Origin of the sequence: Sphingobacterium multivorum (assembly GCF_039511225.1) — a bacterium.
Classification (GTDB): Bacteria; Bacteroidota; Bacteroidia; order Sphingobacteriales; family Sphingobacteriaceae; genus Sphingobacterium.
In genome coordinates, this window is record NZ_CP154261.1 from 4,884,442 (window position 1) to 4,899,627 (window position 15,186).

14 protein-coding genes and 2 tRNA genes are annotated in these 15,186 nt (G+C 38.3%); 9 read left to right on the forward strand and 7 right to left on the reverse strand.

Annotated features, from left to right (window positions below; genetic code table 11):
- The 3 genes from AAH582_RS20330 to AAH582_RS20340 form a co-directional block, all read right to left on the reverse strand.
- Positions 1-1,320 carry a D-alanyl-D-alanine carboxypeptidase gene (locus AAH582_RS20330; RefSeq protein WP_343320078.1) on the reverse strand — a complete coding sequence of 440 codons (1,320 nt, stop codon included), beginning with the start codon at positions 1,318-1,320 and terminating at the stop codon, positions 1-3.
- A gap of 144 nt (positions 1,321-1,464) precedes the next feature.
- Complete coding sequence (locus tag AAH582_RS20335; RefSeq protein WP_070566116.1) at positions 1,465-3,180, reverse strand: RagB/SusD family nutrient uptake outer membrane protein; 1,716 nt, start codon at positions 3,178-3,180, stop codon at positions 1,465-1,467.
- A gap of 32 nt (positions 3,181-3,212) precedes the next feature.
- A complete protein-coding gene (locus AAH582_RS20340) occupies positions 3,213-6,443 on the reverse strand; it encodes a SusC/RagA family TonB-linked outer membrane protein (protein WP_084823073.1) in 3,231 nt (1,076 codons plus the stop codon).
- Positions 6,444-6,946: 503 nt separating this feature from the next.
- On the opposite strand from AAH582_RS20340, the gene mqnC reads away from it, so the two are divergent.
- The 3 genes from mqnC (at position 6,947) to AAH582_RS20355 (ending at position 8,956) form a co-directional block, all read left to right on the forward strand.
- The gene (gene mqnC, locus AAH582_RS20345) at positions 6,947-8,071 is read left to right on the forward strand and encodes a cyclic dehypoxanthinyl futalosine synthase (protein WP_343320090.1); all 1,125 of its coding nucleotides are present in this window, start codon (positions 6,947-6,949) and stop codon (positions 8,069-8,071) included.
- A gap of 9 nt (positions 8,072-8,080) precedes the next feature.
- Positions 8,081-8,641, forward strand: coding sequence for an SMC-Scp complex subunit ScpB (gene scpB, locus AAH582_RS20350; RefSeq protein WP_046672370.1), 561 nt, complete (start codon positions 8,081-8,083; stop codon positions 8,639-8,641).
- Between the two features lie 153 nt (positions 8,642-8,794).
- Positions 8,795-8,956, forward strand: coding sequence for a hypothetical protein (locus AAH582_RS20355; protein WP_167450446.1), 162 nt, complete (start codon positions 8,795-8,797; stop codon positions 8,954-8,956).
- A gap of 90 nt (positions 8,957-9,046) precedes the next feature.
- On the opposite strand, the gene trxA is transcribed toward AAH582_RS20355, so the two are convergent.
- Genes trxA through AAH582_RS20370 form a run of 3 tightly spaced genes read right to left on the reverse strand, consistent with a single transcriptional unit; the run spans position 9,047 to position 10,928 of the window.
- Complete coding sequence (gene trxA, locus AAH582_RS20360; protein ID WP_046672371.1) at positions 9,047-9,343, reverse strand: thioredoxin; 297 nt, start codon at positions 9,341-9,343, stop codon at positions 9,047-9,049.
- On the reverse strand, positions 9,343-10,071 hold the full coding sequence (locus tag AAH582_RS20365; RefSeq protein WP_343320096.1) for a rhodanese-like domain-containing protein: 729 nt from the start codon (positions 10,069-10,071) through the stop codon (positions 9,343-9,345). Before AAH582_RS20365 ends, trxA begins: the two co-directional genes overlap by 1 nt.
- Positions 10,072-10,079: 8 nt before the next feature.
- Positions 10,080-10,928, reverse strand: a complete 849-nt coding sequence (locus AAH582_RS20370) for a glycoside hydrolase family 25 protein (RefSeq protein WP_312746083.1) — start codon at positions 10,926-10,928, stop codon at positions 10,080-10,082.
- Between the two features lie 67 nt (positions 10,929-10,995).
- Here AAH582_RS20370 and AAH582_RS20375 point away from each other — a divergent pair, with 67 nt between their 5' ends.
- The 6 genes from AAH582_RS20375 to AAH582_RS20400 all read left to right on the forward strand — a co-directional run bounded on the left by AAH582_RS20375 (position 10,996) and on the right by AAH582_RS20400 (position 14,188).
- Entirely contained in the window at positions 10,996-11,880 is an 885-nt protein-coding gene (locus AAH582_RS20375) for a bestrophin family protein (protein ID WP_343320100.1), read from the forward strand.
- 95 nt (positions 11,881-11,975) lie between these two features.
- Positions 11,976-12,060, forward strand: a tRNA-Ser gene (locus AAH582_RS20380).
- 309 nt (positions 12,061-12,369) lie between these two features.
- A complete protein-coding gene (locus AAH582_RS20385) occupies positions 12,370-12,747 on the forward strand; it encodes a hypothetical protein (protein WP_343320102.1) in 378 nt (125 codons plus the stop codon).
- 4 nt (positions 12,748-12,751) lie between these two features.
- Positions 12,752-13,246 (forward strand): RNA polymerase sigma factor, encoded by a 495-nt coding sequence (locus tag AAH582_RS20390; protein WP_046672375.1) that lies wholly within the window; start codon positions 12,752-12,754, stop codon positions 13,244-13,246.
- On the forward strand, positions 13,233-13,829 hold the full coding sequence (locus AAH582_RS20395) for a hypothetical protein (protein ID WP_343320105.1): 597 nt from the start codon (positions 13,233-13,235) through the stop codon (positions 13,827-13,829). Before AAH582_RS20390 ends, AAH582_RS20395 begins: the two co-directional genes overlap by 14 nt.
- A gap of 274 nt (positions 13,830-14,103) precedes the next feature.
- A tRNA-Ser gene (locus tag AAH582_RS20400) sits at positions 14,104-14,188 on the forward strand.
- A 63-nt stretch (positions 14,189-14,251) separates the two neighbouring features.
- On the opposite strand, the gene AAH582_RS20405 is transcribed toward AAH582_RS20400, so the two are convergent.
- Positions 14,252-15,142, reverse strand: a complete 891-nt coding sequence (locus AAH582_RS20405; RefSeq protein ID WP_343320107.1) for a winged helix-turn-helix domain-containing protein — start codon at positions 15,140-15,142, stop codon at positions 14,252-14,254.
- Between the last annotated feature and the right edge of the window lie 44 nt (positions 15,143-15,186).

A 15,186-nucleotide genomic window follows, 5' to 3' on the forward strand; every position in this document is an offset into this window, starting at 1 on the left:
TTAATAAGTTTGACGAATATAAGTAATTATTTTAGCCATTTCTTTACGAATTACACTTGCTCGATCATCTATATAATTATTGTTCATAAAAGAAAATGCCAAGCGCCTTCCTGTCCGCGTAATCAGATAACCGCTCTGATTATAGACAGATGTAATCGTTCCCGTTTTAGCAAAAACAAACGGTTCACCGAGATCTTTGCTATAGGTACGTTTTAGGGTGCCATCGACACCTCCAGCCGGAAAAAGACGGAAACGCTCTTGCTCATCCGGTAACTTATTTTTCAAGAGGACCAATAGATCTACATTATTCTGCGGAGTCACCTTGTTATAGGACGACAGGCCCGATCCATCAAATAAGGCGACCTCAGCTGAAAAGTACTTATAAACGTTATTCTTCATCCAGTCCCGTACCAAGTAAGTATCAAATTGACTGAATTGTTTCCACGAACACATCATCAAAAACTGTTCAGCAATAAAATTATCACTTGGCAACATCATTTCACGGATTAAATTTTTGGTACTGCCGGAATAGAGTATCTTGGTATTGCTTGGTTTTTGGTAAGATAGCAAGGTGACGGATTTACCTAGACTATCCGACAATAATTTAGTAAATAAGCTATCAGAATAGATAAATGGAACTTCATTGACATAACCGCTGGGAATGGAGTGCTTGGACATCCAAAAGGAATTTGCACGAAATGACCGGGAAAGTTCAAAATCGCCCACCTTGGGTTCCGGCAAAAAATCCAGTGAATTTTGAAAACTTGCTGGAGAGGTCGATAGATAATTATAACCTTTTTGTCGAAAAGTGACCACATTGCCATAAATAGGAAATGTACTGATTTCAGGTTGATAGTAAGCCTCAAAATCTTCCATAGCCCAACCATGCGCAAAGAACTTATTCTTCATTGTTCCTGGTACAACAAAAATGCGTTTATTCGTATTTTTCAAAAAGTTGTATACTACCCGGGTATCTAAACGATTATGCAGAAAGGTCGGATCACCAGTCCCCCAGATAAGCAACGAGTCTCCGCGTTCCACATACTCCAAACCAGGTATTGAATCGCCCAACAGTGCCAGTGCAGCATACGTGGTATACATTTTCGTATTGGAAGCCGGCGTAAAATGCTTATTGCCGTTTATGTCCATGACATATTTATTGGCATTGAGGTCGTATAAAGAAAAACCAACAAAATGATCATTTAATATTTTAGATTCTTGAAATAGCTGATAAACATCCTCAAAGCTCTGAGCTTTAGCTACAAAAGTAGCAGCGGGCAGAAACCAAAGCAGCAATAATGCACTTAAAATTTTTTTCATCAGTTCAAACATACAAAAAACTGCATGAACTCCCTTTCGTCTATTGCCAAAATTCAGATACAAATCCTTTGATCAGACACAAACCCTTAACAAGGAAAGGGGGAGACATCCGCCTCCCCCTTTCCTTGTTAAAACTATCAAAAATTAATACCCTTGATTTTGTGTCAGAGCTCCACCACTTCTGTCAATCTGCGATTGTGGAATTGGGAAGTAATCATTTTGTGGCTTATAGTTTAAACCTTTATAACGGGACATAAAACCACCTTCAAACGTTGCATAGCTTTCCAATACAGTTTTCGCCTCACCCCAACGCACGAGGTCATAGAAACGATGTCCTTCCATCGCCAATTCTAAACGACGTTCAAAACGAACGGCTTTACGCGCATAGTTTTGGTCTGGGAAAGAAGTATAGGGTTTAACAACATATACTGCCGCCGCAACATTATCGCCAGTCGTTTTAGGAGGTAGTTTTGCCGCACGTTCACGAACTGCATTTACCAGATTCATCGCAGCACCTAAGTCGCCCAATTCAACTTGACATTCGGCTGCCATTAAAACAACATCAGCTAAACGAATAATATTAACATCCAAGTCAGTAATATATGCCGCTCCTGACGCCGTATGTGTCGCATGCAGACTCTTCGGAATCATTGTTTTTATACCAACAAATGGTCCTCCCGAGCTCACCTCACGAATCCATGCATCGCCTGGCATGACACCATAATCATAGAAATTTACACCTCTACGACCAACCGTATAATCCAACCGTGGATCAAAACGAAGCGTCACATCAAGTTTGTATGTTTTCTTTGCCTCATCAGACAAACCGAAATCTGATTTATATGGATTATTGCGATAAGAACCATCCAACAATGGTAAGCCATTTGCATCGACTTTATACGCATTGACCAAATCAATAGTCGGCTGATAGAAACCACAACAACCTACAGGATTACTTCCATTTAATCCAGACAACATATCGCCAACATTGGCATTGTCACCAGATCCATCTGGGTTAATCACGTGTTTCGACACCAGTAATGCCTCTGGGCCGTCTTTTGTAAGTACGTCAAAGTTATTTTGATACGGCATCGTACGAAGATCCTTTGCACCGATAACGTCTTTAAACAAGGCCAATGCATCAGCATATTTTTTCTGGTATAAATAAACCTTACCTAAATATGCCTTAGCGATATTTTTATCCATACGGCCTGATTGTTGGTTGATCTTAGTGGCAGGAAGATTATCCACTGCAAATTTTAGATCGTCGATGATCTTAGGCAATACATCATCTTTATTAGGTTTAACCTTGGCCTCATCCACCGTCATAGTCTCATCCACGTAGGCTAAGTTTTTGAAAACACGCCAGAGGTAAAAATAATAATGTGCACGCAATAACCTGGCTTCACCTTGAATTTGCTTTGCACGGTCCGCAGTCACTGTTTTTGCACCAGCCTGATCCGCATTCAAAAGTCGTAACGTATTATTTGCTCTGAGCACACCCTCATAGTATACCTCCCACATCTGGCTCAGGTTATCATTAGAACTATTTGGTGTATGAAACTCGATCATATTCATATTAGGTTGATCGGTAGCTTCAGAACCTTTATGGGCGTTATCCCCCGCAACCTCTCCAAACAACCACTGGCTAGGTGCTGAAGAATAGTTTCCCCAAGTACCATTGACATTGCCATTTAAAATGCCGTATGCACCAATCAATTCAGCTTCAATACCCTTTGAGTTAGCAACCTGCGTGTCAGACAACTCCCCCTGTGGAATACGTTCCAGGAAAGATTTACCACAAGAAGATAGCAAAGCCATTGATATTCCGAGAACGACGATTATATTTCTTTTTTTCATTTCAATCAAATTTTAACTTAAATCATTAAACCTTAAAAACCAAGACTCACACCCAACATATACTGACGTGCTTGTGGATACACTCCGAAGTCTACCCCCAAAGCAGAATATGTTGAAGGTGTTGCACTTACTTCTGGGTCTAGGCCTTGATATTTTGTGATTGTAAATAGATTTGTTGCACCAATATAGGCACGCAATTTTTTGATACCGGTATTATTACCGAACACCTTATTTGTATCAAAATTATATCCAACCTGCAGATTCTTCAACTTTAAGAAGCTCGCATCCTGAACGTAATAGCTCGAAGAAGCATATTCGTACGCCGATGCCCCCACCACTTGCGACGGAATCATGCTTGAAGGATTTGTTTTGGCATCCCATGCGTCTAAGACACGTACACTTTTTTGGCCTCTAAATACGCCAAAATCCGTAAAATAACGCGTCGCCTCATAATTTTGGTTACCCTTTGACCCATAGAAATAAGCCATAAAGTCAAAATTTTTATAAGATGCATTGATATTGAATGAGTACACAAAATCAGGATGTGGACTACCTATGATCGTACGATCGCTGGCATCGATTTTTCCATCACCGTTAATATCCGCAAATTTAAGTCCGCCTGCTCGCGATTTTCCATCCTCATATTTGGCCACGCTTGCATTTGACATATCTGCATCCGAATAGATACCGATTACCTTATAACCATAAAAAGCACCAATTGGCTCTCCTGGTTTTAAGATAGAAGTTTCCATACTTCTAAAGCTACCGTAAACCTGTTGAGTAACAGAAGGCGCCAAGGCAACAACTTTGTTCACATTTCGCGATATTGTAGCCGACAGATCGAATTTAAATTGGCTTTCTTGACGTCTTCCATAATGGTAATTCAATGAAAACTCAACCCCTTTGTTTTGCATATCACCAATATTTACATAAGGTGATCCCGCACGACCGGCGGCAACCGCTGGTAATGGTAGCAGGTATAACATGTCTTTCGTTTTCTTGTTATACCAGTCGAAAGAACCATCAAAGTCACCTTGGGCAAGCGTAAAGTCCAAACCAATGTTCAATGCGGATACTTGTTCCCATTTTACATCAGGATTATTATACGCATTCTGCCACATACCCGATGTTAAACTTCCATCGATTGGATAAGAAGAAGAATTAATAGCAACTTGATAACGATTTAAATATTGGTTAGCTGGAATACGTTGGTTACCCGTTACCCCATAACCTGCTCTGATTTTTAGGTCAGAAATCCATGAAACACCTTTCATGAACTCTTCTTGCGACAAACGCCAAGCCGCACTCGCCCCTGGGAACGTTCCATACTTGTTGTTCGGTCCAAAGTTAGAAGAACCATCGCGACGTACAGTTGCACTTAAGATATAACGATCTTTGAACGAATAATCCACTTTTCCAAAGATCGAAAACAGTGATCCAATTGCACCCGAACCATCACTTACACGACCTGTAGATGCAGCACCCAAATAGAGATAATCAAGACTTGACATCGTGAAAAAGCCATTTCCTTTTCCTGAAATTTGTCTATTACGGTTTTGAATTGCCTCTGTACCCGCAAGAATACTTAACGTATGCTCGTCATTAAATGTCGCTTTGTAATTTAATGTATTTGTCCAGGTCCATTCTTTATTCAATCCAAAATATTCATTTATTCCATTATTAAAACTTCCTTCTGTAAATTCAGGATTTGGATAAGTATAAGAAACACCATTGTAATTCTCATACTTCATACCAAAGCTGCTTCGGAAGGTCAAACCTGAGACAATATCAAATTCACCGAAAACGTTACCGAAAAACATATTGCTCTTGTTTCTATTGTCTTTTGCACGGTAAGCAATAGCTACCGGATTTTCACCATTACCAAATTGGCCACCAACGGATCCCGCAAAATTTCCACCTTCATCATATACTGGAATAATATTGTGTATACGATATGCAAAACCTAATGCACTACCTTCACCGATATAATCACCAGCAACATTGGTATTTACACCTACACCAAATCCCTCCGTAAAGCTATATTGCATATTCTCCCCAAAACGCAATTTATTGTTGAAAGCCGAAAAACGCGTATTTGAACGAAGATTGTATTTTTCGAACCCCGTGTGAATAATTGTCCCTTTTTGTTTCAGATAACCACCAGAAATCGCGTATGAAGCGTTCTCTCCGCCGCCTAAAACACTAAGCTGATGTGATTGTGTGGGGGCATTTTGAGACAAAGCATCAAACCAGTTCGTTCCGGCCTTATTTGCTTTCGTAATCTGATAGAAGTCCGAACGGCTGCTTGCATCGTATTTATATTTTGACATATCGATATCCGCTGCAGTGATTACATCTTTACCGCCTACTTTAGGTCCAGCGATAAGATAGTCCGGAAGCACATTATTTGTGCCATTTAATCTATTTTCTATATCCAAAGTTTGTTGTGGAGACAACATTTTTGGAAAACGTGAGCTGTTTGGTACTTGTACACCATAGTAAGAATCAAGGTTAAATTGAGGTTTTCCCTCTTTACCAATTTTAGTTGTAATAATTACGACACCGTTGTTTGCGCGTGAACCATAAATTGAAGCTGCTGATGCATCTTTTAACACCTGCATTGTTTCAATATCATTTTGATTCAACCAGCTTAACTTTCCTTCATAAGGCACTCCATCAATAATGTAAAGAGGTTCATTGTTGTTAATCGTACTATAGCCACGAATTTTAATCTGTGGTGTAGAACCAGGAGCGCCGTCCACTACGATCTGAACCCCTGTTGCTCGCCCTTGCAATGCCTCAACAGCACTCGCAGCCGGTGTGGTCTTCAATTCCTTCACATTGACAACAGCGACCGCACCTGTTAAATCTTTCTTACGCTGTGCCGAATAACCTGTCACAACGACCTCTTCCAAGGCATCTTCTGAACCGCTCAACGAAATGGCAAGATCAGCTTTTGAAGAAACAGTAACTTCAGTGCTTTTATACCCAATGTAACTAACAATCAACACATCCCCTACCTTTCCTTGAATGGTAAACGCACCATTCTCGTCGGTCGACGTCCCGTTACTACTTCCCTTAACCTTCACAGATACACCAGTAATACCTTGACCTGTAGCAGCATCTTTCACGACACCCTTGATAGGCGTCTGCTGTATACTCTTTGTTTTCATTAATGAAACGACTTCAACTTTGCCATGGCTAACTAATCCACTGGCAAATCCATGAGTGGTCATTCCTCCCCCAATGAGAAGAGAACTCATAAGCAGAAACCTCTTATTGAACTTTTGGCCCAATATGAGATCAAAACAGCAATTTTTGTCCGTTTTTTTCATCATAATTTTACTAAATAGGTGGTTTAAAAAATTTATGTTTATTCTTTAGTTGTTTTAGCTGATATTGGTTTATTTAAGTTCTTGGTCATTTTTTTAGGTCTGACGACAACAATGCGATATCGTTGACAGTTTCATTCCCCTTGGTTATTCATTTTTTACTTAATTTGGTTATTTTCCAGAAATGTTAAAATCTGTTAAATAAATGTAAAGAATAATAAATGTAAAAAAAAAGGAAAAATCTTAATTAATTCACAAAGTGCTATAAATCAAGTTATTGTATTTTATACACTAAGCCGAATTGCAATACTATTGTTACACAAGCACATCCTTTTGTTTTCATTACCGAAAACCTTACCCAAAATTCATTGTGCAATGTCAAATATTCTACAAATAGGTCCAAATAAACTAAAAGGTGCTTATATTTGTTGTTAATGAATGTAAGTAATTTATTAGAACGGGCGCTCCGATTTGAGTTCCTATCAAAGGAAGAAGGTGTTTTTTTATATAAAAACGCACCTACAGCTGATTTGACTTTCGTAGCCAATGAATTGCGTAAGATACAAGTGCCTCACGGTAAGGTAACCTGGCAGATCGACAGAAATGTCAATACCACAAATGTGTGTGTTGCTAATTGCAAATTTTGCAACTTTTTCCGCCGTCCCGGTCATGAAGAGAGTTACATTACCGATATCGAAAGCTATAAACAAAAAATAGAGGAAACTTTTAAATACGGTGGAGATCAACTGCTGCTGCAAGGTGGCCATCACCCGGATTTGGGTATTGAGTTTTACAAAAACCTTTATAAGCAATTAAAAGAGCTTTACCCTACACTAAAACTACATTCACTCGGCCCACCTGAAATTGCGCATATTTCCAAGTTGGAGAACATGAGCCATATTGAAGTTTTGACACAATTGAAAGAAGCTGGACTGGACTCTCTACCTGGAGCCGGAGCTGAAATTCTCAATGATCGCGTGAGACGTCTTATATCAAAGGGAAAATGCGGTGGTAAGGAATGGCTAGATGTTATGCGGGCAGCCCATAAAATCAATTTACCAACTTCTGCCACCATGATGTTTGGTCATATCGAAACAATAGAAGAACGTTTTGAACATTTGGTGTGGATTCGCGAAGTACAGGATGAAAAACCTCAGGAATCTCATGGATTTATAGCATTCATTCCCTGGCCTTTCCAAGATGATGGCACCTTATTGAAAAGACTTCGCGGTATTACCAATAACGTAACAAGTGAAGAATATATCCGCATGATTGCCTTGAGCCGCATTATGCTTCCTAACATCAAAAACATACAAGCTTCTTGGCTCACTGTCGGAAAACGTACTGCCCAATTGTGTCTACATGCCGGAGCAAACGACTTTGGTTCCATCATGATCGAAGAAAATGTCGTCTCTGCAGCAGGTGCACCCCATAGATTCACATCTAAATCAATACAGGAAGCTATTTTGGAAGCTGGATTCAGCCCACAATTACGTACGCAAAAGTACGAGTTCCGCGAGCTTCCAGCCCATATGGTCGAACAGGTCATTAACTATTAATACGATACATTGAAAGACGTCATAAGAAATATTGAAGCAATAATATTTGCTTCTGCGGAAGGAATAGATCTTGCCGACATCAAACAGATTTTGCAGGAAGCATTAGCCATCGAAGTATCCAGAGACGAACTACGTGACTTGATTAAAAAAATTGAAACGAAGTACCAGGATGAAGATTATGTACTCGAATTACGTTACATCAACAACGCCTATCAGTTTTTGACAAAAGCTGTTTATCATGAATCGATACAACAGCTCCAAAATCATAATAACAAGCGAAAATTAAGTCAATCAGCGCTAGAAACACTCGCCATCATTGCTTACAGACAACCGATAACAAAATTAGAAGTGGAGCAGATTAGAGGTGTCAGCTGTGATTACGCTATTCAACGTTTACTGGAAAAGAAGTTGATCAAAATTGCAGGAAAAGCAGATAGTATCGGAAAACCACTACTATACGCAACAAGCCAGCAGTTCATGGATCACTTCGGAATCAATGGTGTAAGAGATCTCCCACAATTGAAAGACATCGTTACCGAGGACAATGCGATTGGCGAAACAAATGAATAAATAAAATAAAATAAATTTTTATTTTCAAAATACAATTCAACATATTGATTAACAGAAAAATAAAGCTTGATAATTTTTTTAAAAAAAGTTTTAAAAAATAGTTTTCTTCTCTAATTTTACAACATTGAATAAGAAACAATAAAGTATTATTTTATGAACACGGCAACTTTAGCTAACGAAGATCTTGAAGAAGTAAAATTCGCATCTTTCAACGGTCCTGATGACGATGATGATGATTTCGATGATGATTTCGATTTACCTGAAATCGACTCGATTGGAGGATTGGATGACTTCGATGATGACGATGAATTTTAATATTTTAGTGCGATATAACACTACCTATTAAAACACCAGAGTATCATTAAAAAAATAAGGCGTTCAATCAAATTGAACGCCTTATTTTTTTTACTTTGCCTGATCGATCAATTTATGTAATTCCATCTTGGGAATCATGCCGCTTTGTCGCCATATTTGCTGTCCATTTTTGAACAGTACAAAAGTAGGCACGCCACTTACCTTATAAATCGAAGCAATTTTGGGATTTTTATCTACATCAATTTTAATGATGGATAGATCTTCCTGATAAAATTCCTTTACATCCTGTAAAATCGGCGCCATAGTCTGGCATGGACCGCACCACGTCGCAAAAAAATCCACCAAAACCAGCGAATTTGATTGAATAATCTGGTCAAAAGTAGCCATTATTGATTCTCCTTTACTTCTTGCAATGCCTTATACCCACCTTGGATACTGCATATATGTTTAAATCCTTTAGCACTCAAAATAGATACAGCCACTGCACTCCTATATCCTGATTGACAGTGTACATACAGCTGTTTATTGTCTTTTTTAAGTGTAGAACCAAAATTAACGAAATCTGTTAATGGAATATTCATTGCATTGTCAATATGTCCATTACCAAATTCTTTATTTGTTCTTACATCCACAATATGACCTTGACCTGATCTTTTCCTAAATTCTCCTGCACTAATATTGCTCAATGAGACTACATCTTCGTTACTTTTCCAAGTTTCGATGCCACCATCCAAAACTCCAATAACATGAGTATAACCCAATTTTAATAAATGGTTGTAAACCGTATCCTGACTATCTACTTCTGTAATCAATAAAATTTTTTGCGCTTTATTGGGAAACACTTGTGCCAAAAAGTGATCAAAAGGACCTTTAAAGCCTATATTTATTGATCTCGGCACAAATCCTTGCAGGAATATATCGCCAGGCCGCGTATCAAGAACTTGAATAGCTGTTTCACGGCGCATTTTTTTAAATTCCTTCAATGTTAATCGTGGTAAATCTGAAGCGGGCTGCGACATCTCGGCCTGATGTTTCTTCGATGCTGCATGCAATTGCACTTGAACATTGAACAGTGCAAAACAGACCCCACATAATGTGATAAAAACGCTACGCATATATTTGACTATTTAAAAGGAATAAGCAGCTTTTCCAATTCCTCAATTTTACCATTGTATATATTTAAGTCCACATTGCCCTGGATCCCTCTGACAGAGCCTTTTTCAGAAAATTGCCAGAAAGCCCAATGCTCCTTGGGGTTCTCAACCCAAAAGTTGTAATTTGCAATCCATAGCGTATAAGCGGCAAACTCCTTTTCTAAAAAATCACTATAAAACTTATCTCCGGAGTAAAGAATGGGTTTTACTTTGTAGTGAGCTTCGACTTCTTCAAGCCAACGTTTTAGCCCAACTTTCAAGCTATCCATAGATTGTTGTTTTGGATGCTCCTCAATATCCAAGACCGGTGGAAGATCGCCAGGCTGTAATTTAACTTTTCGAATAAAATTCTTCGCTTGCTTTACCGAGTTCTCATTGGGTCTAAAATAATGATAAGCCCCTCTCAAAACCGCCCTATTTGCCGTTTTGCTCCAATTTCGACTAAACTTATTATCCATTCCTTTCTCACCCATTGTCGCCCTGATAAATACAAAATCTATCGGAAAATGATCATTGATTGTGCTTACCTTTTGCCAATCTATTTCTTCCTGGTAGGTAGACACGTCTATACCAAACACCTTATCATCGTGCTTGCTCATAATCTCAATATTTCGAATATCGTATTTAGCCTCCTTCGTCAGAGACTTGTCTTTGGAGGTAGCCACACGAAAATAGTATATAATTCCGGCTCGATAATGCCACATTACAAGACAGAGGAAAAACACCAGCATTCCTGCTATCATCCAGATCCACTTTGTTCCTCGGGCTTGACTTCCTTTTATGCTTGTTTTCTTTCTTTTTAATCGCTGTTGTGCCATGGCACGATGAAGTTACGGCAATAGCAATTAACTCGCAAAATTTTCACAACAATTTATATTTTTGTGTATGATCGTGTACAACCCCAAAGACTGGCTTTCGGCAACTTTCAAGTTGCATAAATCAGATACCTTCAAAAAGTTACTGCCATTTCTTGTTTTAATCGCTTTTTATTCCTGGATGATTGCCTTTCTTGAATTGGAATACCTCAAATTAAATGAAAAAAGCTGGGTCAAAAACATAACCATTGTCCACAATCTTCTCGGTTTTGTTATATCGCTTTTACTGGTATTCCGAACAAACACAGCCTATGATCGTTGGTGGGAAGCCCGAAAACAATGGGGTACGTTGACCAATATAAGTAGAGCCTTTTCGTACAAACTAAATGCCATGCTGGATGTAGATGACAAAGTGAACCGTAGCTTTTTTAGAAAGGCAATCCCCCTATTCGCAGAGACACTATACGATTTTTTAAGATCGGATTACACCAAGTTTATGCTCGACGAAAACGAACACCCTGAGTTAAAAGCTTTGGATAATAAAAAACATGGCCCCAATCAAGTTTCTACCATGATCTTCCACAAAATCAATGATCTATATAAAGAAGGAACTATAAGTGGCGATCAGCTTATTATCCTTAATGAGGAAATTACTACCATGACACATGTTTGTGGAGCTTGTGAACGTATTAAGAATACGCCAATACCATTGGCATATAGTGCATTTATCAAGAAGTTCATTATCTTCTATACCATGACCCTTCCAGTAGGTTACGTTTTCTCCATAGGTTACTTTGTTGTGATTGCTGTACCATTTATCTTATATGTTTTAGCATCTCTTGAATTAATTGGTGAGTCCATTGAAGAGCCATTTGGTATCGACCAAGACGATTTACCGATCGATAAAATTGCGGCCAACATCAGGAAACACTGCCATGAGATTATCCCTGCATAGTCTTTTTTAAAAACAATCTAGCTCATTTTCAAACGCTAAGACTATCTATAGAAAATAAGTTTTGTAAATCTATTCGAAATTTCTACTTTTGTCGCGGAGAGTTGGCAGAGTGGTCGAATGCGGCGGTCTTGAAAACCGTTAACTGTCACAGGTTCGGGGGTTCGAATCCCTCACTCTCCGCAGAAAAAGCCTTTCAATTTTGAAAGGCTTTTTGCTTTATAGCTGGATTCAAGCCCAGCTGGCTGGGCTGTCAACACATCCCCATTCAATCTGGTTTACCAGCTATTCTCCCTATCAAAAAATCAATTTTCTTACAGCACTACACCATTCGAATTACCATATTGTTACTACGAGAAAACAACATTTTACGCAACTCTTCCTGTCCACATGCACTCTTTTTCACTTTTTATGTAATAATCTGTACTTCATAACATCTAATAGGCGGAATATTCCAGACAACCATAATTACTAATTTTAAATTCAATTTTTATGAAAACTATTATTCTTCGTATCAATAACGATCTACCGAACTATTTATGTTATTTCATCAAAGTCAGTATTTCAATACTTTTACTTATGATATACGGATCGGCATATACACAAAAAAAATATGATTTTCAGGTCAACATCTATGGAAAAGAAACACCGATGAATCTTATCACAGGATATTGCTGTAGTGGAGCGTATTTACAGAAACCGATTTTCGTGTTAGGCAGTAAATACGAAGCGCTGAAAAAATCACAGCATATGCTTTCCGAACAATACAAGTATGTAAAAAAGCTAACTTTACACACTACCAACAGTAAGCATTTTATTATGTATGACCAGCCGATGTGGTTTTTTGAACTAGACACATTTTTAAAATAACCCGATGACCAACAAAGAAAACTTTGAGATTATTTATAAAGAATATGCGCCGGCCATCCGCAAGTTATGCCTCAGTTATACTGGAGACCCAGATAATGCAGATGATTTAGTCCAAGAGACCTTCATTACTGTATGGAAAAAACTCGACGGTTTTCGCAATGATGCAAAATTAAGCACCTGGATCTACAGAATAGCGATCAATAATTGCTTGACGAGCATGCGAAAAAAGAATCAACATGTAAAAAAAATAACTGACTCAAACTGCATCGATATACCCGAGGATTCAACGAATGAAAAAGTACAACAGATTGATCTGTTGTATAAATGTATCAGCAAACTAAAAGAAGCGGATAGAGTACTGATCACATTGGTATTAGATGAAAAACCTTATGAGCAAATAGCAGAAATTACGGGAATTACAGAGAATAATCTCCGTGTTAAAATCCATCGAATTAAAAAAGAATTAACTGAAATTTTCCATAAATATGCAAGACTTTAACGATTTACAACATCTTTGGAAACAGGATAGCAAACAACATATCTTGCCCCCAAAACGCCTGGGTAAGGTCAAAGACTTTCGTCAGGAATTAATAAGGAAAGAAATAACCGGTGCTGTGTTATTGCTTGTAACAGGATTAATTATTCTTGCGCTAGCATATTTCCTTGATTTTAGACACAAAACGCTGGCATTGTACACAGCGATGTTTATCGTATCCTGCCTTTGTTTTATACAGGCATCCTTAATGATGACCACTGTAGGTAAAATCAAAAAGATCAATGAAGTAGCTTTACCTACCGAGCATTTACAACAGTGGCAACAGTTTGATTCCTTTAGAAAGAAAAGAATTCATTGGAATATGCCCATTTATCATTTAATTCTCTGTATAGCAATCTCGATCTATCTTCGGGAAATCCTAGTGGGTGCCAGTTTCAACTATTATTTACTCACTTACCTTCCAACCTACAGCTGGATGCTATTTTCCTACTTTTATTTAGGCAAAAGACAACTCGCTAAAATTGATCGATCCATCAACGAAGTTATTTTTGAATTACAAGAACTAGAACGACAATTCGGGAATTGAAAAATCGGATCGTGTTTGCTCCTTAAAAATACTTTCGTAGTTACATTTTTAATTGCAATTTCTTTAAAACAAGGTTATGATCACACCTAAAGCGAAAATACCTACCAAGGCGTTTTTTTTATCGCCAATATGACATCGGCATGAAGGGTAACCCTTAAAAATAACCAACTGGTATTCAATTACATTTCTATTTAAGAGTGCTAAAACTACTTTTAAACAAAGAAAAATGTAAAATAAGTTTTGTAATTCTACCCAAAATTTCTACTTTTGTCGCGGAGAGTTGGCAGAGTGGTCGAATGCGGCGGTCTTGAAAACCGTTAACTGTCACAGGTTCGGGGGTTCGAATCCCTCACTCTCCGCAGAAAAAGCCTTTCAATTTTGAAAGGCTTTTTGCATTTTAGTCCAACTCATCCCCATACTTCTTAAGAACTTACCTCAAGTTTATATCCTTTACCACGTATAACCGTAATTTTGATAGTCGGATCAAACTCCAATTTTTTTCTAAGTTTTGATATAAACATATCTAGACTGCGCCCGACAATAACCCCCTCATCTTCCCAAATCTCTTTTTGCAGCCGGGTTCGTGCTATCGTCTGGTTAGGTGACAAGGCGAAAATATGCAACAGACGAGTTTCTGTTCCGGTGAGATCAATCGTGTTGTCATGAATGACCATTTCTCGCTCCTGCGGATTAAACAAAACTGACCCAAAGGCTAAAACAGAGTTATTTCGATCGTACAACACAGCACTTCGCCTCCGATCCGTTTTCAAAAAAATGAATCCAGCAAATACTAAAAACAACAGAATAATCAAAAAAAGGCTACTCGCTGCCGTGTTTATTCCGGTAGGTTTAAATTTAATGTTAACCATGTAACATCCTTTAGGTTGCACTCTTCCTCTGCAAGCAATAATATCATCTTTTTTATTACTGGAAATAGCATATCCATAAGCTACGCTTGAGTTGCCACAATTGAGGACGTTAACAACATAATCACTGGCAAGAGGATCATTGACCAACAGGCGCTGAATAGCATTCACAAGTGAGTCCGGTTTAAAGGTGATTTCATGCTCAAACCTGATCTGATATTCATTTTCTTGGATCTTTTCAATCGGAAGCACTCTTGATCTACTGTCGCCCGACTGTGTAAGCAGTTCATCGCCTATCCGCCTAAGCAAAACCTCTCTCCTGGCACGATCAAAATCGTCTGTACCAGTCCTATCAAAAGCGATAAAGGCCATTGCAATAAACAAGAGCATTATCCCGCCATACAAGTACTTCCGGTTCCCAAGGAAAATATTTCGCCTTTCAAACATACGATTTACAATTAATTTACAAAGATTACATTACTATTTACAAT

Coding starts and splice junctions, on each gene's coding strand:
- AAH582_RS20330 (WP_343320078.1), bottom strand. CDS start 1,320: ATGAAAAAAATTTTAAGTGCATTATTGCTGCTTTGGTTTCTGCCCGCT.
- AAH582_RS20335 (WP_070566116.1), bottom strand. CDS start 3,180: ATGAAAAAAAGAAATATAATCGTCGTTCTCGGAATATCAATGGCTTTG.
- AAH582_RS20340 (WP_084823073.1), bottom strand. CDS start 6,443: ATGAGTTCTCTTCTCATTGGGGGAGGAATGACCACTCATGGATTTGCC.
- mqnC (WP_343320090.1), top strand. CDS start 6,947: ATGAATGTAAGTAATTTATTAGAACGGGCGCTCCGATTTGAGTTCCTA.
- AAH582_RS20355 (WP_167450446.1), top strand. CDS start 8,795: ATGAACACGGCAACTTTAGCTAACGAAGATCTTGAAGAAGTAAAATTC.
- trxA (WP_046672371.1), bottom strand. CDS start 9,343: ATGGCTACTTTTGACCAGATTATTCAATCAAATTCGCTGGTTTTGGTG.
- AAH582_RS20365 (WP_343320096.1), bottom strand. CDS start 10,071: ATGCGTAGCGTTTTTATCACATTATGTGGGGTCTGTTTTGCACTGTTC.
- AAH582_RS20370 (WP_312746083.1), bottom strand. CDS start 10,928: ATGGCACAACAGCGATTAAAAAGAAAGAAAACAAGCATAAAAGGAAGT.
- AAH582_RS20375 (WP_343320100.1), top strand. CDS start 10,996: ATGATCGTGTACAACCCCAAAGACTGGCTTTCGGCAACTTTCAAGTTG.
- AAH582_RS20385 (WP_343320102.1), top strand. CDS start 12,370: ATGAAAACTATTATTCTTCGTATCAATAACGATCTACCGAACTATTTA.
- AAH582_RS20390 (WP_046672375.1), top strand. CDS start 12,752: ATGACCAACAAAGAAAACTTTGAGATTATTTATAAAGAATATGCGCCG.
- AAH582_RS20395 (WP_343320105.1), top strand. CDS start 13,233: ATGCAAGACTTTAACGATTTACAACATCTTTGGAAACAGGATAGCAAA.
- AAH582_RS20405 (WP_343320107.1), bottom strand. CDS start 15,142: ATGTTTGAAAGGCGAAATATTTTCCTTGGGAACCGGAAGTACTTGTAT.